This is a genomic window from Rhodobacter sp. 4.3.4 (assembly GCF_058724655.1).
On record NZ_CM178967.1, the window covers coordinates 932,698 to 953,143 of the forward strand.

Below are 20,446 nucleotides of genomic sequence, written 5' to 3' on the forward strand. Positions count from 1 at the left end.
CGAAACAGCGGCCCCCCCGGGGGGGGTCAGAGGCGGCAGACCGGACGCAGTTCCGGTGACGAACGGAAGAGGCAGCGATGGCAACGGGCAAAACGGCGGCGCTACGGGTCGGCAGTCTTGCGCTGCTTGCGGCTTTGGCGGCCTGCGGTCCGTCGCAAAAGGAGCCGCCGCTGGAAAATTTCACCGCCGAGGAAATCTACAAGCGCGGCGAATATGAACTCGAGGTCGGCAACCCGCGCCGTCCCGCCGAGGCGCTGCGCTATTTCTCGGAGGTGGAGCGGCTCTACCCCTATTCCGAATATGCCAAACGCGCGCTGATCATGGAGGCCTATGCCCAGCATAAGGCGAAGAAATACGAAGACGCCCGGTCTTCGGCGCAGCGCTATCTGGACACCTATCCGGGCTCGGAAGATGCGGCCTATGCGAAATATCTGCTGGCGCTCTCCTATTACGATCAGATCGACGAGGTCGGCCGCGATCAGGGCCTGACCTTCCAGGCCTTGCAGGCGCTGCGCGCGGTGATCGAGGAATATCCCGACAGCGATTACGCCCGCTCGGCGGCGCTGAAATTCGACCTTGCCTTCGACCATCTGGCGTCGAAGGAAATGGAGATCGGCCGGTTCTACCTGAAAAAAGGTCATTATACCGCTGCGATCAACCGCTTCCGCGTCGTGGTCGAGCAATATCAGACCACCACCCACACGCCCGAGGCGCTGATGCGGCTGGTCGAATGCTATCTCTCGCTGGGTCTGACCGACGAGGCGCAGACCGCGGGGGCGATCCTGGGTCACAACTTCCAGTCCTCGCCCTTCTATGACGATGCCTACAAGCGTCTGAAAAAGATGGGTCTTGAGCCCGAGGCGAAGGGGTCGAACTGGCTTTCCGCGATCTACCGGCAGGTCATCAAGGGCGAATGGCTCTGACCCCGCGCGGGACCGGGGCAGGGGACTGAGATGCTGTGCACGCTCGACATTCGCGACATGCTGCTGATTGACCGGCTGCAGCTTGACTTCGGCGCGGGGCTGAATGTGCTCACCGGCGAGACCGGGGCGGGCAAGTCGATCCTGCTGGATTGTTTGGGTTTCGTGCTGGGCTGGCGTGGCCGGGCGGAGCTGGTGCGGCAGGGCGCGGCGCAGGGCGAGGTGGTCGCGGTCTTCGAGCTGCCCGCGGGCCATCCGGCGCGCAGGGTGCTGGAAGAGGCCGGAATTCCCGCCGAGGACGAGCTGATCCTGCGCCGGGTGAATGCGCGTGATGGCCGCAAAACCGCCTTCATCAACGACCGCCGGGCGAGCGGCGAGGTTCTGCGCGCGGTCTCCGAAACCTTGGTCGAACTGCACGGGCAGCAGGATGACGGCGGGCTGCTGAACGCCCGCGGCCACCGCGCGGCGCTGGATGCCTTTGCCGGTCACGACGATCTTCTGGCGGCGGTCCGCGCGGCCTGGGCGGCACGTGCGGCGGCGGCAAGGCGGCTCTCTGAGGCCGAGGCGGCGCTGGCGGCGGTGAAGGGCGAGGAGGATTTCCTGCGTCATGCCGTGGCGGAACTCGACAAGCTCGCCCCTGTCGCGGGCGAGGAGGCCGAGCTGGATACCCGCCGCCGTCTGATGCAGGCGGCGGAACGGATCCGTGCCGATGTGGTGCGCGCGCATCAGATCCTTGGCCCCGAGGGCGCCGAGGGGGCGATGCGCGACGCCGACCGCTGGCTTGCGGGCGCCGCCGACAAGGCCGAGGGGACGCTGGATGGGGCGCTGGCCTCGCTCGAACGGGCGCTGATCGAGCTGGGCGAGGCGGTTTCGGGCATCGAGGCGGCGCTGCAGGCGATGGCCTTCGATCCGCGCGCGCTGGAGGCCTGCGAGGAGCGGCTTTTCGCGCTGCGGGCGGCGGCGCGCAAGCATGGTGTGGCGCCGGATGATCTGGCCGAGCTGAGCGGCAAGCTTTCGGCGCGGCTGGCGGCGCTTGATGCGGGCGAGGAGGGGATATCCCGGCTCGCGGCCGATGTCGCGGCGGCCGAGGCGGCTTTTGGCGCGGCGGCGGCGCGGCTTTCGGCGGCGCGGGCCGAGGCGGCGGGGCGGCTTGATGCGGCGATGGCGGCGGAACTGGCGCCGCTGAAGCTGGAACGCGCTGTTTTCGCGACGAAAATCACCCGCGGCGAGGCGGGGCCCGAGGGCTGGGACACGGTCGCCTTCACCGTGGCGACGAACCCGGGGGCGCCTGCGGGGCCGCTCGACAAGATCGCCTCGGGGGGGGAGCTGTCGCGCTTTCTTCTGGCGCTGAAAGTGGTGCTGGCCAGGGGCGCCGATGCGCTGGTGCTGATCTTCGACGAGATTGACCGCGGTGTGGGCGGGGCCACCGCCGATGCAGTCGGGCGGCGGCTGGCGCAGCTGTCGGAAACCGCGCAGGTGCTGGTTGTCACCCACAGCCCGCAGGTCGCCGCGCGCGGATCGCATCATTTCCGCGTCGCGAAATCGGTCAGTGACGGCATGACCACCTCGCGCGTCGAGGCGCTGCCGCCGTCCGAGCGGGTGGATGAAATCGCCCGGATGATCTCGGGCGCCGAGGTGACCGACGCCGCCCGGGCCGCGGCGCAATCGCTTCTGCACGGCTGAGGCAGGGGGGCGCTGCCCCCGTCCCTGCGGGACTCCCCCCGGGATATTTCTGGCAAGATAAAAGGGCAGGAGACTTTCTTCGCGTCGTCTTTCACCTTGGTCGAAATATCTCGGAGGGGATTTGGCGTCAGCGCCAAGAGGGGGCCGCCCCCCGGCCCCTGCCTTACGATTCCACCACGAATTGCGCGGTGACGATCTGCCAGTCCTCGGGGCCGAGGCGTTCAAGCGTGGCGCAGAACACCGCGCCGATCCGGCCCGCGTCCTGCCCGGCCTCGTCGACCAGACCCGAGAGCACGAAGCGTTGCAGCAGCACCGTCACCGCGCTGCCGATCGGGCGCAGCCGGGTGCGGCCTGTCACCAGTCGCGCGCGCTGGAAGGCGCCGGCGAATTCGCCCGCCATCAGCTCGGCGATCGCCGCACGGCCCTGCGCCGCGCCGCCGGTGAGGCTGAGGAGTTCGCCATCCTCGACGAAGAGCTGCGACAGCCCCAGCGCGTCGCGCGCGCCCCAAAGCACGGCAAAGGTCCGCGGCAGCTCTGCCGGTTGCGAGATCGTCACGACAGCTCTCCGGGCTGCGGCACCAGCTTGCCGGGGTTGAGGATGTTCAAGGGGTCCAGCGCCGCCTTGATCGCCCCCATCACCGCCCAGGCCGGCCCGTGTTCCTCGGCCATCATCGCGCGCTTGCCAAGGCCGATGCCATGCTCGCCGGTGATCGTGCCGCCCATCGCCAGCGCCATCGCGGCCAGATCATGCGCGACCTGTTTTGCCGTCGCCAGTTCCGCCGGGTTGTCCCGGTCCAAAAGCAGGATGGCGTGGAAATTGCCGTCGCCGACATGGCCCAGGATCGGCCCGGTCAGCCCCGCCGCGGCAATCAGCGCCCGCGCCCGCGCCACCGCCTCGGCCAGCCGCGAGATCGGCACGCAAACATCCGTCACCAGCCCCATGCAGCCCGGCCGCGAGGCGATGCAGGCCGAATAGGCGCCATGCCGCATCTTCCACAGCCGGTTGCGCTCCTCGGTCGTCGTCGCCCATTGGAAATCGGCGCCGCCCATCTCGGCCACCACCTCGCCAAAGCGCTCCGAGGCCTCGGCCACGCCCGCCTCGGAGCCGTGGAATTCCACCATCAGATGCGGCGTCTCGGGCAGGGCGGTGCCGTTCATCTTGTTGAAAATGCGGGCGATATCCTCGTCGACGAATTCGATCCGCGCGACCTCGATACCCAGCTGAATGACATGCTGCACAGTTTCCACCGCCGCCTCGAAACGGTCAAAGGCGCAGACCGCCGAGGAGACCGCCTCGGGCTGGCCATGCAGGCGCAGCGTCAGTTCGGTGATCAGCCCCAGCGTGCCTTCCGAGCCCAGCATCAGCGCCGTCAGATCATAGCCCGACGCCGATTTCGCCGCGCCCGAGCCGGTGCGGATCACCCGCCCGTCGGCCAGAACCACGGTCAGCCCCGCCACATTGTCCCGCATCGAGCCATAGCGCACCGTCGTCGTGCCGCTGGCCCGCGTCGCCGCCATCCCGCCAAGGGACGCATTCGCCCCCGGATCGACCGGAAAGAACAGCCCCGTCGCGCGCAGCTCGGCATTGAGCGCCTCGCGGGTGATGCCGGGCTCGACCCGCACCAGACGGTCTTCGGCGCGCAGCTCCAGCACCCGGTTCATGCGGCTGAAATCGACGACGATCCCGCCCGCAACCGCCAAAGCATGGCCTTCCAGCGAGGTCCCCGCCCCCCAGCCGACCAGCGCGACGCGATGGGCTGCGCAAATTTTCGTGAGGGCCGCGACCTCTTCGGTGGTCTCGGGGAAGACCACCGCCTCGGGCGGGGTCAGGGGGAACCAGGTCTCGGATTGGCCATGGCTTTCGCAATCTGTCCTTTTTTTGCTGATCCGATTGCCGAAAATTACCTGCGCCTCTTGCCAGAATGTCGCGTCTGCCATCTGCCCCTCCCGCTGTCGTCCCGTCTTATGCGGATCGGCGCCGTCCCGAAAGGGGCGAAAAAACCGCAGCAACAGGCGTTGAACAATATCTTTCGCGGATGCACCACTCCGCTCGGACAGGAGACAGCCGCAGAGTCGCGGCGATGGAGGGAGTCCGCGATGATTTTCGAAAGCCGCATGTATCACGAAATTGAGCCGGGGATGAGCGCAGAGCTGCGCCGGCTGTGCACCGCCGATGATATTTATGCCTTCGTCGCTGCCTCGGGGAACCACAACCCGATGCACCTCGAGCATGTTGACGAAGACGGGCAAAAGGAAAAACCGCTGGCGCCGGGGCTGTTCGTGGCGGCGCTGATTTCCTCGCTTCTGGGGTCGATCCTGCCCGGGCCGGGCACGCGCTATCGCGACCAGCAGCTGAGCTTTCACGATTATGTCACCGCGGGCGAGGAGCTGGTGGCCAAGGTCACGGTGACGGGCAAGGAACCCGAGGGGGTGATCGCGCTGGAGACCGAGGTGCGGCGGGTCGAGGGCGGCGCGCTGATCTGTTCGGGCACGGCGCGGGTTCTGGCGCCGAAGACCTATATCCGCTACGAGGAAATCGACGCCCCGGGGCTGATCGTGCAGCGCCACCGCCATTTCGAGGCGCTTCTGGAAAAGGCCGAGGCGCTGCCGGAACTGGCGACGGCGGTGGTCTGCCCCGAGGAGCAATCGGCGCTGGAGGGCGCGCTGATCGCCGCCGAGCGCGGGCTGATCAAGCCGATCCTGGTCGGCAATCCGGCGAAGATCGAGGCGGCGGCGAAGGCCTTGTCGAAATCGCTCTCGGGCTTCGAGATCGTCGAGAACCTGAGCCATCGCGACGCCGCCCGGGCGGCGGTCGAGCTGGTGCGCGCGGGCCGGGCGCAGGCGATCATGAAGGGGCACCTGCATACCGATGACCTGCTGCGGCCGATGCTTGACAAGGAAAAGGGGCTGCGGATCGGGCGGCGCTTCACCCATGTCTTCGTGATGGACGTGCCCGGCGTCAGCCATCCGCTGCTGGTCACCGATGCGGCGATCAACATTGCCCCCGATCTGGCGACCAAGGTCGACATCGTGCAAAACGCCATCGATCTGGCGATTTCGCTGGGCATGGAGACGCCGAAAGTCGGTGTGCTGAGCGCGGTTGAAACGGTCAATCCGGCGATGCCGAGCTCGATCGATGCGGCGCTTTTGTCGAAAATGGCCGAGCGTGGGCAGATCCGGGGCGGGGTCGTGGACGGGCCGCTGGCGATGGACAATGCGGTCGATATCGGCGCCGCGCGCACCAAGGGGCTGCGCGGTCCGGTTGCCGGACAGGCCGATGTGCTGGTGGTGCCGGGGATCGACGCGGGCAACATGCTGGCCAAGCAGCTGGCCTATATTTCCCACGCCGAAGCCGCGGGCGTCGTGCTGGGCGCGCGGGTGCCGGTGATCCTGAACTCGCGGTCGGATTCGGCGATGGCGCGGCTGGCCTCGGCGGCCGTGGCCTCGATCCACTGGAACCGGATCCGCGGGGGGAATGCCTGATGACGCGCGCCATTCTGACGCTGAACGCGGGCTCTTCGTCGCTCAAGCTCGGGCTGTTCGACGAGGCGCTGGCGCCCCTTGCCACCGCCCATGTCGACCGGCTGGGCGCGCCCGAGGCCTCGCTGAACCTGAAGGATGCTGACGGCAAGGCGATGCCGGTGCCGCATCTGGCCCCGGATGATTTCGCCACCCATACGCTGGCGCTGCGCTCGGCGCTTGGGGCGTTTCGCACCGACATGCCGGAGCTGGAGATCGTGGCGATCGGGCATCGGATCGTGCATGGCGGCACCGATCACGCCGAGCCGGAAAAGGTCACCGACGTGCTGATGGACCACCTCGAGCGGCTGAACCCGTTTGCGCCGCTGCACCAGCCGCATAACCTTGCGGGCGTGCGCGCGGCGATCGAGGCCTTTCCGGGCGTGCCGAATGTCGCCTGTTTCGACACCGCCTTTCATCGCGGCCATCCCTTCGTCGACGACACCTATGCGCTGCCGCGGCACTATTACGAAAAGGGCGTGCGGCGCTATGGCTTCCACGGGCTGAGCTACACCTATATCGACGGTGTGCTGGCGGCCGAGGAACCGGAGCTGCGCGCGGGCCGGGTGGTGATTGCGCATCTTGGCTCGGGCGCCTCGATCTGTGGTGTGCACAATGGCCAGTCGATCTCCTGCACCATGGGCTTCTCGACGCTGTCGGGCCTGCCGATGGGCACGCGCGCCGGGGAACTGGACGCGGGCGTGGTGCTTTACCTGATGGATCAGGAAAAGATGAATGCCGAGGACATCACCGAGCTGCTGTTCAAGCGTTCGGGGCTGATCGGCATGTCGGGGGTGTCGAACGACATGCGCACGCTTGAAGCCTCGAAGAGCCCGCATGCCGCGGAAGCGATCGACTATTTCTGCCACCGGGTGAAGCGCGAGATCGCCTCGCTGGCGGCGGCGATGGGCGGGATGGATGCGCTCGTCTTCTGCGGCGGCGTGGGCGAGAATTCCTCGCATGTGCGCGCGGCGGTCTGCGAGGGGCTCGACTGGGCGGGGATCACGCTTGACGAGGCGGCGAACCTGGCGCATCGGCGCGAAATCTCGACCGGGCGCGTCGCGGTGCGGGTGATCCCGACGAACGAGGAAGTGGTGATCGCGCGCGCGGCGAAAGACGCGCTGCATATCTGAACCGGGCCGGGGGCGCTGCCCCCGGACCCCCGAAAAGGGGGGGCTGCGCGCCCCCCTCTTGCCTTCGGCAATTCACCCCCGCGGCGTATTTTGCCAAGGAAAACCAAGGGGCAGGGCCGATCGATCCGGTCCCGCTTTTTCTTGGCGCAAATACGCCCTTGCTGTCAGAGAGGGGCGCAGGCCGTGCTCAGCCAGGCGCGGGTGGCCGGGCCCACAAGCGGGCCGATCCGGTCCAGGACCCCGGCGTGATAGGCGTCAAGCCAGGCGCGTTCGGGCTGCGAGAGCATCTCCGCCACGATCAGGCGGCGGTCGATCGGCACCCAGGTCAGGGTTTCGAAGCACAGATGGTCGCGGCCGTCGCCGATCTTTGGCGCCTCCTCGACCCGGATCAGGTTCTCGATCCGGATCCCCCACTGGCCTTCGCGGTAATGGCCCGGCTCGTTCGACAGGATCATGCCGGGGGCGAGGGGCACGTCGGAAATCCGCGAGATCCGCGCCGGGCCCTCGTGCACGCAGAGCGCCGCGCCGACGCCGTGCCCCGTGCCGTGGTCATAATCCATCCCCGCCTGCCAGAGCGCCACCCGCGCCAGCGCGTCAAGGTCACGTCCCGCCAGGCCGCGCGGAAAGCGGGCGCGGGAGATCGCGATCATGCCTTGCAGCACGCGGGTAAAGGCCTCGGCCGCGCCCTCGGGGACCGGGCCCACGGCGAGGGTGCGGGTGATGTCGGTGGTGCCGTCGGGATATTGCGCGCCAGAGTCGATCAGCAAGAGCTCGCCGGGGCTGACGCGGCGGTTCGTCGCCTCGGTCACCCGGTAATGCACGATGGCGCCATTTGGCCCGGCGCCGCAGATCGTGTCGAAGCTGATGTCCAGCAGCTGCCCGGTGGCGCGGCGGTGCTGTTCCAGCCGCTCCACCACGTCGATTTCGGTCAGCTTGCCCTTTGGCGCCTCGGCCTCGAGCCAAGCCAGGAATTCGACCAGAGCCGCGCCGTCGCGCAGATGGGCGGCGCGCATCCCCGCCACCTCGGCTGGGGTCTTGCGGGCCTTGGGCAGGATGCAGGGATCCTCGGCCCAGATCACCTCGGTGCCGGCCTCCTCCAGCTCGCGGCCGACCTGATGCGGCGCCGAGCCCGGATCGACCAGAACCGGGCCTTTCAGGCCGCGCAGCGCGGCGGCAAAGGCCGGGACCGGGCGCAACGTCACCTCATTGCCCAGATGCGCGCGAACTTCGGGCGAGAATTTCGCCGCTTCGGCAAAAAGCGTCAGATGGCCGTTGGCTTGCAGCACGGCAAAGGCCTGCACCACCGGGTTGCGGGGAATGTCGGCGCCGCGGATGTTCAGCGCCCAGGCGATGGAATCGGGCAGCGTCAGCACCGCCGCGACCGCCCCCTGCTTGCCCAGTGCCGCAGCAAGGCGGCCGCGCTTCTCGGCGCTGCTTTCCCCGGCAAAATCAAGCGGATGCACCCGCGCGGGCTGCATCGGCGGGGCCGGGCGGTCGGCCCGGATCGCATCGATCAGGTTTGCCGTCTCGACCAGCGCGATGCCCGAGCCCTCAAGCGCGCGGCGCAGATCCTCGACCTCCTTGCGGCTGTGCAGCCAGGGGTCAAAGCCGATGCGCCCGCCCGCGGGCAGGTGTTCGAGAAGCCAGGGCCCGGCCTTGACCTCGGGCCAGGGAACGGGGGTGAAGGCAGTCAGATCGACCTCGGATTTCACCTGTACCCGGTAGCGGCCGTCGATGAAGACCCCGGCGATGTCGGGCAGAACGAGGCAGAACCCGGCCGAGCCGGTGAAGCCGGTCAGCCAGGAAAGCCGCGCGTCGCAATCGGCGACATATTCGCCCTGATGCGCATCGGCGCGCGGGATCAGGAAGCCGGTCAGCCCCGCGTCGCGGATCGCCTGCCGCAAGAGCGCAAGCCGGGCCGGGCCATGCGCAGGCGTCGAGCGGCTGGTGAAATCCTGAAACATGCCCGCTTACCCCGTCTTTTTCATCCCCAGCACCCGCGCCCGCGCCCGCGGATCGCTGTCGAAAAGCGCCGCCAGCTGTTCGGTCATCGCGCCCGCCAGCTGCTCGACATCGGTGATGGTGACGGCGCGCGAATAATAGCGCGTCACATCATGGCCGATGCCGATGGCCAAAAGCTCCACCGCGCGCCGACGTTCCACCATGGCGATCACGTCGCGCAGGTGTTTTTCCAGATAAATCGCGGGGTTGACCGAGAGCGTCGAGTCATCGACCGGGGCGCCGTCGGAAATCACCATCAGGATTTTCCGCGCCTCGGGCCGCGCCATCGCGCGCTTGTAGGCCCATTCCAGCGCCTCGCCATCGATGTTTTCCTTCAGCAGGCCTTCCTTCATCATCAGGCCCAGATTGGAGCGCACCCGCCGCCACGGCGCATCGGCGGATTTGTAGATGATGTGGCGCAGGTCATTGAGCCGCCCCGGCCCCTGCTTGCGCCCCTCGGCGAGCCATCTTTCGCGCGATTGCCCGCCCTTCCAGGCGCGGGTGGTGAAGCCCAGGATCTCGACCTTGACCGAGCAGCGTTCGAGCGTGCGCGCCAGAACATCGGCGCAGATCGCGGCAATCGAGATCGGCCGCCCCCGCATCGAGCCCGAGTTGTCCAGAAGCAGCGTCACGCAGGTATCGCGGAATTCGGTGTCCTTTTCGATCTTGAAGGACAGCGGCGTCGTCGGGTTCGCCACGACGCGGGCAAGGCGGCCAGCGTCAAGCGTGCCTTCCTCGCGGTCGAATTCCCAGGACCGGTTCTGCTGCGCCTGAAGCCGCCGTTGCAGCTTGTTGGCAAGCCGCGCCACCGCGCCTTTCAGCGGTTCGAGCTGGGTATCAAGGTAAGCCCGCAGCCGTTCCAGTTCCGCCGCCTCGGCCAGATCCTCGGCGCGGATTTCCTCGTCGAAGTCGGTGGTGAAGACGGTGTAATTCGGATCGGCGTTCGAATGCGGCGCGGGCGGCGGCGGCTCGGGCGGCGCATCGGCCTGCGGCATGTCGATTTCGTCGCCGGTTTCGTCATCGGCCAGATCGTCTTGGCTGACGGTGGTCTGGCGCTGGTCCTGCTGCTGTTCCTGGGCCTGCTCGGGGCTGGCCTCGCCGTCGTCGTCCTGCTGCTCTTCCTCCGAGCGGTTGTCCTGATCCGCTTCCGGGTCTTCCTCGCTGTCCTGATCGGCCTCGTCGTTTTGCTGCGCGTCGGGGTCCTCGCCCAGCTGATCGCCATAGCCGAGATCGGCAATCACCTTGCGCGCCAACCGCGCAAAGGCCGCCTGATCGGAAAGCGCCGCCTCGATGCCCTGAAACTCGGCGCCCGCCTGATCCTCAAGAAAGCCGCGCCAGAGGTCGAGCACATGGTTCGCGGCCTGCGGCAGTTTCCGCCCCGTCGCCATTTCGCGCACCATGTAGCCCGCGGCAACCGCAAGCGGCGCCTCGGCCTGGGTGCGGATCTGGCCATAGCCCTTGCGCTCGGCCTCATGGCCGATCTTGAAGTCGATATTGGTCAGCGTGCCGGGCATGTCGCGCGCGCCCAAAGCCTCGCAGCGCGCGGTTTCCATCGCCTCGTACAGCGATTTCGCCATGTCGCCCGAGGGCGCATAGCGGGCAGCGACGGCCGTATCGTGATGGCGTTGCCGCAGGGCCAAGGCATCGCCGGTGCCGCGCGCCATCATGATCTCGTCGCGGGTCATCCGGCGGGAAACCTGCGGCAGGCGCATCTGATCGCCCGCCACGCCGGGCGGATCGACGCTGAAACTGACGCTCAGTTCGGGCGCATCGGCCAGCGTGCGCGTGGCCTCGGCCAGGGCCTTCTTGAACGGATCGGCGGGGTTGTCACTGGGCTTGGTCATCGCCCCCCCTTAACGCCCCGCGATGACGGCGGCGCTTTCGGGCAATTCCTCGTCGAACAGGCGCTGGTAGAACTCGGCCACGGTTGCCCGTTCCAGCTCGTCGCATTTGTTCAGGAAGGTCAGCCGGAAAGCATAGCCCACATTACGGAAGATGTCGGCGTTCTGCGCCCAGGCGATGACGGTGCGGGGCGACATTACCGTCGAGAGATTCCCGGCCATGAAGGCGGTCCGGGTCAGCTCGGCCACGGTGACCATCTGCGAAATCGTCTTGCGGCCCTTTTCAGTGTTGTAATGCGGCACCTTCGACAGCACGATCGCGGCCTCGGCGTCGTGGGACAGATAGTTCAGCGTCGCGACAAGCGACCAGCGGTCCATCTGGCCCTGGTTGATCTGCTGCGTGCCGTGATAAAGCCCGGTGGTGTCGCCCAGACCCACGGTGTTCGCCGTCGCAAACAGCCGGAAATAGGGGTTCGGGGTGATCACCTCGTTCTGGTCGAGCAGGGTGAGTTTCCCGTCGGCCTCCAGAACGCGCTGAATGACGAACATCACATCGGCGCGGCCCGCATCGTATTCGTCGAACACAATCGCGGTCGGGTTGCGCAAAGCCCAGGGCAGGATGCCTTCGTGGAACACCGTGACCTGCTTGCCATCAACCAGCTTGATCGCATCCTTGCCGATCAGGTCAATCCGGCTCACGTGGCTGTCAAGGTTGACCCGCACGCAGGGCCAGTTCAGCCGCGCCGCCACCTGCTCGATATGGGTCGATTTGCCGGTGCCGTGATAGCCCTGGATCATCACGCGGCGGTTGTAGGCAAAGCCCGCCAGAATCGCCATCGTGGTGTCGGGGTCGAATTTGTAGGTCGGGTCAAGGTCCGGCACGCGGTCGGTGCGGTCGGCAAAGGCCTTCACCTTCATGTCGCTGTCGATCCCGAAGACTTCGCGCAGATCGATCTCTTCGGTGGGCTTGGCGGTCTGGTCGAGCATCTTCGGTCCTCTTCGTGCACTCGTCGTTTTGTGGCCGATGGGGCGCCCCGGCGCAAGAGGCGGATTGTGACAGGGACAACGAGCAGGACAGGGAGGGGAGGGGGCGTCGTTCACCCCTTCGTTGCTTGACCTGCCGCGCGCAAGGCGTATCTGTCGCGGCCAAAACGAGGTGCGTCATGCAGCTTTACGACTACAAGGTGGTTCCCGCGCCGGTGCGGGGCGAAAAGGACCGCGGGCTGAAAACCGGGGCCGAGCGCTTTGCCCATGCTCTGGGCGAGCTGATGAACGAGCTGGCGCGCGAGGGCTGGGAATATTGGCGTGCCGAGACGTTGCCCGCCGAGGAACGGGCGGGGCTGGCGTCGAAGACGACGGTGATGCACCATCTGCTGGTGTTTCGTCGCGCGCTGGACACGGCCGGGCCCGGCGAGGCCGAGACGGAAGACGAGACCGGCCTGACCTTTTCGACCGAACGGCGCGGCAGGCTGACCGCCTTCGCCCCCGAAGGCCGGGCGCCGCGGCTGGGTCCGGCGGCGGACGAGTCGTTCTGAGACCGGCCTTCGCGACGCGACGGCAGCTTGCCCCTTGGCTTGGCGGGGAAATGCTCTATCCTCTGCCCCCCGAGTCGGTGAGCGGACCCAGAAGCCGCACCGAGAGCGAAACCTGGCCCCCCTGAGCTGGCCCTCTGAGCCGGCCCCATGAGCAAGACCCATGAGCAAGACCGACCCTTTCGGCTTCAACATTTCTGCCGCAGCCGACAAGAAAAGTCGGACCAAGGGCAAGCGCGGCATGTCCGGCGCCTTCGAGACCTCGACCCGGCAATGCGATCACCCCGATTGCAAGGAGCCGGGCCAGTACCGCGCGCCGAAAAGCCCGAAGGTGCTGGATGACTATTTCTGGTTCTGCAAGGACCATGTGCGCGAATACAATCTGCGCTGGAACTATTTTCAGGGCCAGTCGGACGAGGAATTCCAGCAGTTTCTGGACAATGCCAATGTCTGGGAACGGCCGACGAAACCCTTTGGCCGCTCGAAAGAGGAAAAGGGCTGGGCGCGGCATGGCATCACCGATCCGATGGAGCTTCTGGGCGCCAATGCGACGCAGAACCCGGGGCGGACCGTGGTGGGGCGCAAGCTGCCGCCGACCGAGCGGCGCGCGCTTGAGCTGCTTGATGCCAAGGATACGATGACGAAGACCGAGATCCGCGCGAGCTACAAGGCGCTGATCAAGGTGCTGCACCCCGACATGAACGGCGGCGACCGCAGCCAGGAAGAGATGCTGCAGCAGGTGGTCTGGGCCTGGGATCAGATCAAGGACAGCCGCAACTTCAAGTGAAGCGGCGGGGGCGCTGCCCCGTCGTCCATTGGTTCTTGAACCAATGGCGCACCAATGGACGACCCCCGGGATATTTGAGGCAAGATGAAAGGGCGCCCGTCGCGGGGCGCCCTTTGCTTTCACCTTGGTGCAAATATCCCGGGGGCGGGCCCGCAGGGACGGGGGGCAGAGCCCCCGTTTCTACGCCCTGGCGGCTTTCACCTGCGCGCGGCGCTGGTGCAGCACCGGCTCGGTATAGCCCGAGGACTGGATCCGGGCGAGGAAGACCAGATCGCAGGCGGCCTGAAACGCCAGCCCGTCGAAATTCGGCGCCATCGGCTGATAGGCCGGATCGCCCGCATTCTGCCGGTCGACCACGGCCGCCATCTTGCGGAAGGCCTTCATCACCTGCGGCTCGCCGACGATGCCGTGATGCAGCCAGTTCGCCAGCGCCTGAGAGCTGATCCGCAGCGTCGCGCGGTCTTCCATCAGGCCCACGTCATGGATGTCGGGCACCTTGGAGCAGCCGATGCCCTGATCGACCCAGCGCACCACATAGCCCAGAATGCCCTGCGCGTTGTTTTCGATTTCCGCGCTGATCTCGGCCTCGGAATAGGTGCGCCCGACGGCGAGCGGGATCGTCAGCAGATCAAAGAGCCGCAGCGGCCGTTGCAGCTGCGCGATCTCGCGTTGCCGCGCTTTCACATCGACGCGGTGATAATGCGTCGCGTGCAGCACGGCCGCGGTGGGCGAGGGCACCCAGGCGCAATTCGCCCCGGCCATCGGATGGGCGATCTTCTGCGCCAGCATCTCGGCCATGTTGTCGGGCGCGGCCCACATGCCCTTGCCGATCTGCGCCTTGCCCGGCAGCCCGCAGCGCAGGCCGATATCGACGTTGCGATCCTCATAGGCCGAAATCCAGGGCTGCGATTTCATCTCGGCCTTGGTCACCATCGGCCCGGCTTCCATCGAGGTGAAGATCTCGTCCCCGGTCCGGTCAAGAAAGCCCGAGTTGATGAAGGCCAGCCGATCTTTCGCGGCGCGGATGCATTCCTTGAGATTGGCGCTGGTGCGGCGTTCCTCGTCCATGATGCCGAGCTTGACCGTATTGGCGGGCAGGCCCAGCACCTCCTCGACATGGGCGAAGCTGGCGCAGGTGAAGGCGACTTCCTCGGGGCCGTGCAGCTTCGGCTTGACCACATAGACCGAGCCGGTGGTGGAATTGGCGCCGCGCTTCAGGTCATGGAGCGCGCAAAGCGTGGTCACCATCGCATCCATCAGCCCCTCGGGCGCCTCGGCGCCGCTGCGGGTCAGGATCGCGGGCGTGGTCATCAGCGGCCCGACATTGCGCACGAGCATCAGCGCCCGGCCCTTGAGCGTGACGGTGCCGCCCCCGGGCGCGGTGAAGGTCAGATCGGGGGCAAGGGCGCGGGTAAAACTGCGAGTGCCCTTGCTCACCTGTTCGGTCAGATCGCCGCGCATCAGGCCCAGCCAGTTGCGATAGGCCAGAACCTTGTCGGCAGCATCGACGGTGGCCACCGAATCCTCGCAATCCATGATCGAGGACAGCGCCGATTCGAGCACCAGATCGGCCAGGCCCAGCGGGTCGGTGGCACCGATCGGATGGGCGCGGTCGAGCTTCAGGATCAGATGCAAGCCGTTGTTGCGCAAAAGGATTTCGGTGGGCGCCTCGGTCGCGCCGCGAAAGCCTGCAAATTGGGCGGGGTCTTTCAGCCCGGTTTCCTCGCCCGCCACTTCGGCGAACAGACCGCCGTCTTGCAGCCAAAGCCGCGTCGCCCGTGCCCAGGACCCGGCCACCAGCGGGCAGGCGGTATCCAGAAAGTCCTTGGCCCAGGCGATCACCTTCGCGCCGCGGACGGGGTCGTAGCCGGGCGCCATGGGCGGCGCTCCCAAAGCATCGGTGCCGTAAAGCGCGTCATAAAGGCTGCCCCAGCGCGCATTCGCGGCATTGAGCGCATAGCGCGCATTGGTGATCGGCACGACCAGCTGCGGGCCGCAGACCTGGGCAATCTCGGGATCGGTCGGGCCGGTCTCTATGCTGAAATCGGCGCCCTCGGGCACCAGATAGCCGATCTCTTCCAGAAAGGCGCGATAGGCGGTGGCGTCATGGCCCTGCGTGCGGTGTTGCAGGTGCCAGGCGTCGATCTGCGCCTGCAGGTCGTCGCGCTTGTCCAGCAGCGCCCGGTTCTGCGGCCCGAAATCGTGGATCAGCGCCGAAAACCCCGCCCAGAACCGCGCCGGATCGACCCCGGTCCCGGGCAGCGCCTGCGTTTCGATGAAGGTCGCCAGTTCGGCTGCAACCTGCAGCCCCTCGCGGTCCACGCGTTCCGTCATCGGCTCCTCCCAAGCTTTGGCCGGTATCTTGGCCCTGATGCCGCCCCTGTCCAGCGAAATTCGCGCTCTCCCGGCTGTCGGCGATGCCTTGCCGGGGGGGCGGGAAGGGCCTAGCTTGCGCGAAAGCCCAGTGCAAGCCCAGTGCGAGGAAAGTCATGGACGGCGTCACCCTTTTGTCGGATTACAAGCCCTATCCCTTTGAGATCGTGTCCGTTTCCCTGACCTTCCGGCTTGATCCGGCGGCCACGCGGGTTCTCGCGACGCTCGACGTGACGCCACGGCAGCCGGGTGCTGACATGGTGTTGCAGGGTGAAGACCTGCGGCTGATCTCACTTTCGCTTGACGGGCGGGCGCTGGCCCCGGGCGACTATCATCTGGACGAGACCGGCCTCGTGCTGCCCGCCGCGGGGCTGCCCGCAGGCCCGTTCCGGCTGCAGACCGAGGTCGAGATCGCACCGGCCGCGAATACCGCGCTTGAGGGGCTTTACATGTCGAACGGCATGTATTGCACCCAATGCGAGGCCGAGGGCTTTCGCCACATCACCTTCTATCCCGACCGCCCCGATGTGATGAGCCGCTTTCATGTGCGCATCGAGAGCGATCTGCCGGTGCTTTTGTCGAACGGCAATCCGGTCGGGCAGGGGCCGGGCTGGGCGGAATGGGACGACCCCTGGCCGAAGCCTGCCTATCTTTTCGCGCTGGTGGCGGGGGATCTGCGCGCCACCTCGGGCAGCTTCACCACGCGGTCGGGCCGCAAGGTCGATCTGAACATCTGGGTGCGTCCGGGCGACGAGGACCGCTGCGATTTCGCGCTGGGCGCGCTCGCCCGGTCGATGAAATGGGACGAAGAGGCCTATGGGCGCGAATATGACCTTGATCTGTTCAACATCGTCGCCGTCGATGATTTCAACATGGGGGCGATGGAAAACAAGGGCCTGAACATCTTCAATGCGAAGCTGGTGCTGGCAAGCCCCGAAACCGCAACCGACACCGATTACGAACGCATCGAGGCGGTGATCGCGCATGAATATTTCCACAACTGGACCGGCAACCGCATCACCTGCCGCGACTGGTTCCAGCTGTGCCTGAAAGAGGGGCTGACGGTCTACCGTGATCAAAGCTTCACCCGCGACGTGCGGCTGGGCGGGCTGAAGCGCATCGAAGACGTGGCGGCCCTGCGCGCGCGCCAGTTCCGCGAGGATGCGGGGCCGCTTGCCCATCCGCCGCGGCCCGACCGCTACAAGGAAATCAACAACTTCTATACCGCGACCGTCTATGAAAAGGGCGCCGAGGTGGTGGGCATGCTGGCGACGCTGCTGGGGCCTGCGGGGTATCGCGCGGCGCTGGATCTTTATTTTGACCGCCATGACGGCCAGGCCTGCACGATCGAGGACTGGATCAAGGTCTTCGAGGATGCCTCGGGGCGCGATCTGCGCCAGTTCAAGCTCTGGTATACCCAGGCGGGGACGCCGAAGCTGACGGTGAGCGAGAGCTATGAGAACGGCACCTTCACGCTCGACGTGACCCAGACCACCCCGCCCACCCCGGGCGAGACGGAAAAGCCGCCGCGCCACATTCCGCTCGCGGTGGGGCTTTTGTCGCCCAATGGCGACGAGGTGGTGCCGACCAGGGTGCTGGAGCTGACCGAGGCGCGGCAGAGCTTCCGCTTCGAGGGGCTGTCGGCGCGGCCGGTGCCCTCGATCCTGCGCGGTTTTTCGGCGCCGGTGATCCTTGAGCGCGCGACGACGCCCGCGGAACAGGCGTTTTTGCTGGCCCATGACACCGATCCCTTCAACCGCTGGGAGGCCGGGCGGACGCTGGCACGCCAGACCCTGATGGTGATGGCGCGCGGCGAGGGGACGCAGCTTGATTACCTCGATGCGGTGGGGCGGCTCATTGCGGATGAAGAGGCCGATCCGGGGTTCCGCGCCGCCTGTCTGCGCCTGCCGGGCGAGGACGAGATCGCCGCGGCGCTGTTCGCGCGCGGGGACACGCCCGACCCGGAGGCGATCCGGGCAGCGCGGCGCAAGCTGATGAAGATGCTCGCCACCCGGCACGGCGCGGCGCTGAGCCGGGTCTATGACAGCTGCGCGGTGACCGGCCCCTACAGCCCCGACGCCGGTCCGGCCGGGCGGCGCGCGCTGCGGCTGGCCACGCTGGCGCTGCTGACAACCGAGGATGGCGGCGCGCGGGCGGCGGCGCTTTTCGCCGAGGCCACGAACATGACCGAGAGCATCGGCGCGCTCAATCTGCTGGTGGCCGAGGGCAAGGGGCAGGGGCAGCTGGCCAGTTTCGCCGCGCGCTGGGCCGCCGATCCGCTGGTGATGGACAAGTGGCGGATGGCGCAGGGCGCGCTGACCCCGCCCGAGGCTGCGGCCGAAACCGTGGCCCAGCTGGCGGCGGCGCCGGAATTCGACTGGAAAAACCCGAACCGCTTCCGCAGCCTGCTGGGGGGCTTTGCCGCCAACCATGCGGGCTTTCACCGTGCCGATGGTGCGGGCTATGCGCTTTATGCCGATTGGCTGTTGCGCCTCGATCCGCTCAACCCGCAGACCGCGGCGCGGATGTCGACCGCCTTCGAGACCTGGCGGCGCTACGATGCCACGCGGCAGGCCCATGCGAAAGCGGCGCTTGAGCGCATCGCCGCCACCCCCGGCCTCAGCCGCGATCTTGGCGAGATGGTCGGGCGGCTTGCGGGCTGAAAGCGCCGGGGCGCTGCCCCGGACCCCGGCGTATTTGCGCCAAGAAAAAACACATCGGCTTTTTCTTGGATCAAATACGCCCTTTCGACCTGACACCCGCCACGCGGGCGGGCCATCTTGCCCCGCGCCGCGCCCTGCCCTAGAAGGGCTCAAGCCGAGAAAGGGAACCCGCAATGCTTGATCACCTTGCCTTCACCGCCCCCGAACCGAAAGTCATTGCCGGCGCGAAAAGCGACTGGGAGCTGGTGATCGGGATGGAGGTGCACGCGCAGGTGGCCTCGAATGCGAAGCTGTTCTCGGGCGCTTCGACGATGTTCGGCAATGAGCCGAACGCGAATGTCGCCTTTGTCGATGCTGCGATGCCGGGCATGCTGCCGGTGATCAACGAGTTTTGCGTGGCACAAGCCGTGCGCACGGGGCTCGCGCTGAAGGCGGGGATCAACCTGCGCTCGGCCTTCGACCGCAAGAACTATTTCTACCCCGACCTGCCGCAGGGCTATCAGATCTCGCAGCTTTACCACCCGATCGTCGGCGAGGGCGAGATCATTGTCGACATGGGGCCGGGTGTGGCGCGCAAGGTGCGGATCGAGCGGATTCACCTGGAACAGGACGCGGGCAAGTCGATCCATGACATGGACCCGACGATGTCCTTTGTCGATTTCAACCGCACCGGTGTGGCGCTGATGGAGATCGTTTCCCGTCCCGACATTCGCGGCCCCGAGGAAGCGGCGGCCTATATCGCCAAGCTGCGGCAGATCCTGCGCTATATCGGCACCTGCGATGGCAACATGCAAAACGGCAACCTGCGCGCCGATGTGAACGTCTCGGTCTGCCGTCCCGGCCAATACGAGAAATATCAGGAAAGCCAGGATTTCAGCCATCTGGGCACGCGCTGCGAGATCAAGAACATGAACTCGATGCGCTTCATTCAGCAGGCGATCGATTACGAAGCCCGCCGCCAGATCGCGATTCTGGAAGATGGCGGCTCGATCGTGCAGGAAACCCGGCTTTACGACCCGGACAAGGGCGAGACACGGTCGATGCGCTCGAAGGAAGAGGCGCATGACTACCGCTATTTCCCCTGCCCGGACCTGCTGCCGCTCGAAATCGAACAGGCCTGGGTCGATGACATCGGCGCGACGATGCCGGAACTGCCGGATGAGAAAAAGGCCCGCTTTGTCAAGGATCTGGGGCTTTCCGAATATGACGCCTCGGTGCTGACGGCGGAAGTGGCGGATGCCGAATATTTCGAAGCCGTGGTGGCGGTGGCCGAAGATGGCAAGCTGGCCGCGAACTGGGTGATCAACGAGCTCTTCGGGCGCTTGAAGAAAGAGGGCCACGAGATCGGCCAAAGCCCGGTCAGCCCGGCGCAGCTCGGCGGCATCATCCGGCTGATCCGCTCGGGGGACATTTCGGGCAAGATCGCCAAGGATCTCTTCGAGATCGTCTATACCGAGGGCGGCGACCCGGCCGCGATCGTCGAGGCGCGCGGCATGAAGCAGGTGACCGACCTGGGCGCGATCGAGGCAGCGGTCGATGAGATCATCGCCGCGAACCCCGCGCAGGTGGAGAAGGCGAAGGCCAATCCGAAGCTGGCGGGGTGGTTCGTGGGGCAGGTGATCAAGGCTTCGGGGGGCAAGGCCAACCCCGCCGCGGTCAACGAGATCGTGGCGCGGAAGCTCGGGTTGTAAGATTGAAAAGGCGCTCCCGAGGGAGCGCCTTTTGATTTCGGGGGCAACTTGAAATTTACGAGGGAGCTCGTATATTGATCGCAAGGATCGGGTTCAAGGAGGCGAAGAGACTTGCGATAGAAGCGCTGGAAAGCGGCTCGTATCAGATCGAGAGACGGAGCGCCCTGAGCAGCAAGAACTTGCTTGCGACCGGGGAGGTTACGGAAGCCGAAGTTGTGGCCATTCTGAAGCGATGCTCCGGTCAACATCATCGCAGAGACGAGCATCACGTCAGGAAGGGTGTTGATGTGCACATTCTCAAGA

The 20,446-nt window shown here is 66.6% G+C and carries 14 protein-coding genes; 8 read left to right on the forward strand and 6 right to left on the reverse strand.

Translation table 11 applies throughout. The features are described from left to right. Positions 1-77 precede the first annotated feature (77 nt). Positions 78-923 carry an outer membrane protein assembly factor BamD gene (locus tag AC4PTB_RS04460; protein WP_492191892.1) on the forward strand — a complete coding sequence of 282 codons (846 nt, stop codon included), beginning with the start codon at positions 78-80 and terminating at the stop codon, positions 921-923. Between the two features lie 30 nt (positions 924-953). Beyond that, positions 954-2,603: a DNA repair protein RecN gene (recN, locus tag AC4PTB_RS04465; RefSeq protein WP_492191893.1), complete on the forward strand. Its 1,650-nt coding sequence runs from the start codon at positions 954-956 to the stop codon at positions 2,601-2,603. A gap of 163 nt (positions 2,604-2,766) precedes the next feature. On the opposite strand, the gene AC4PTB_RS04470 is transcribed toward recN, so the two are convergent. Both AC4PTB_RS04470 and AC4PTB_RS04475 read right to left on the reverse strand, forming a co-directional pair. Next, positions 2,767-3,159 (reverse strand): Cif family virulence factor, encoded by a 393-nt coding sequence (locus tag AC4PTB_RS04470; protein WP_492191894.1) that lies wholly within the window; start codon positions 3,157-3,159, stop codon positions 2,767-2,769. After that, positions 3,156-4,541, reverse strand: coding sequence for an FAD-binding oxidoreductase (locus AC4PTB_RS04475; protein WP_492191895.1), 1,386 nt, complete (start codon positions 4,539-4,541; stop codon positions 3,156-3,158). The genes AC4PTB_RS04470 and AC4PTB_RS04475 overlap by 4 nt, the downstream gene beginning before the upstream one ends. Positions 4,542-4,700: 159 nt before the next feature. On the opposite strand from AC4PTB_RS04475, the gene AC4PTB_RS04480 reads away from it, so the two are divergent. Continuing rightward, entirely contained in the window at positions 4,701-6,086 is a 1,386-nt protein-coding gene (locus AC4PTB_RS04480) for a bifunctional enoyl-CoA hydratase/phosphate acetyltransferase (RefSeq protein WP_492191896.1), read from the forward strand. Beyond that, entirely contained in the window at positions 6,086-7,255 is a 1,170-nt protein-coding gene (locus AC4PTB_RS04485) for an acetate/propionate family kinase (RefSeq protein ID WP_492191897.1), read from the forward strand. Before AC4PTB_RS04480 ends, AC4PTB_RS04485 begins: the two co-directional genes overlap by 1 nt. Positions 7,256-7,419: 164 nt before the next feature. Here the strand turns inward: AC4PTB_RS04485 and AC4PTB_RS04490 are convergent, their stop codons facing one another. Genes AC4PTB_RS04490 through cobS form a run of 3 tightly spaced genes read right to left on the reverse strand, consistent with a single transcriptional unit; the run spans position 7,420 to position 12,084 of the window. Then, positions 7,420-9,219, reverse strand: coding sequence for an aminopeptidase P family protein (locus tag AC4PTB_RS04490; RefSeq protein ID WP_492191898.1), 1,800 nt, complete (start codon positions 9,217-9,219; stop codon positions 7,420-7,422). A 6-nt stretch (positions 9,220-9,225) separates the two neighbouring features. Then, a complete protein-coding gene (gene cobT / locus AC4PTB_RS04495; RefSeq protein WP_492191899.1) occupies positions 9,226-11,100 on the reverse strand; it encodes a cobaltochelatase subunit CobT in 1,875 nt (624 codons plus the stop codon). 9 nt (positions 11,101-11,109) lie between these two features. Beyond that, positions 11,110-12,084: a cobaltochelatase subunit CobS gene (gene cobS / locus AC4PTB_RS04500; RefSeq protein ID WP_492191900.1), complete on the reverse strand. Its 975-nt coding sequence runs from the start codon at positions 12,082-12,084 to the stop codon at positions 11,110-11,112. A 176-nt stretch (positions 12,085-12,260) separates the two neighbouring features. On the opposite strand from cobS, the gene AC4PTB_RS04505 reads away from it, so the two are divergent. Both AC4PTB_RS04505 and AC4PTB_RS04510 read left to right on the forward strand, forming a co-directional pair. Then, positions 12,261-12,632, forward strand: coding sequence for a DUF4177 domain-containing protein (locus tag AC4PTB_RS04505; RefSeq protein WP_492191901.1), 372 nt, complete (start codon positions 12,261-12,263; stop codon positions 12,630-12,632). A gap of 160 nt (positions 12,633-12,792) precedes the next feature. Continuing rightward, on the forward strand, positions 12,793-13,416 hold the full coding sequence (locus AC4PTB_RS04510) for a DnaJ domain-containing protein (protein WP_492191902.1): 624 nt from the start codon (positions 12,793-12,795) through the stop codon (positions 13,414-13,416). A 180-nt stretch (positions 13,417-13,596) separates the two neighbouring features. On the opposite strand, the gene AC4PTB_RS04515 is transcribed toward AC4PTB_RS04510, so the two are convergent. Beyond that, complete coding sequence (locus AC4PTB_RS04515; RefSeq protein ID WP_492191903.1) at positions 13,597-15,750, reverse strand: malate synthase G; 2,154 nt, start codon at positions 15,748-15,750, stop codon at positions 13,597-13,599. 155 nt (positions 15,751-15,905) lie between these two features. On the opposite strand from AC4PTB_RS04515, the gene pepN reads away from it, so the two are divergent. Both pepN and gatB read left to right on the forward strand, forming a co-directional pair. After that, positions 15,906-18,452: an aminopeptidase N gene (pepN, locus tag AC4PTB_RS04520; RefSeq protein ID WP_492191904.1), complete on the forward strand. Its 2,547-nt coding sequence runs from the start codon at positions 15,906-15,908 to the stop codon at positions 18,450-18,452. 173 nt (positions 18,453-18,625) lie between these two features. Continuing rightward, complete coding sequence (gatB, locus tag AC4PTB_RS04525; protein WP_492191905.1) at positions 18,626-20,143, forward strand: Asp-tRNA(Asn)/Glu-tRNA(Gln) amidotransferase subunit GatB; 1,518 nt, start codon at positions 18,626-18,628, stop codon at positions 20,141-20,143. The last annotated feature ends 303 nt before the right edge of the window (positions 20,144-20,446 follow it).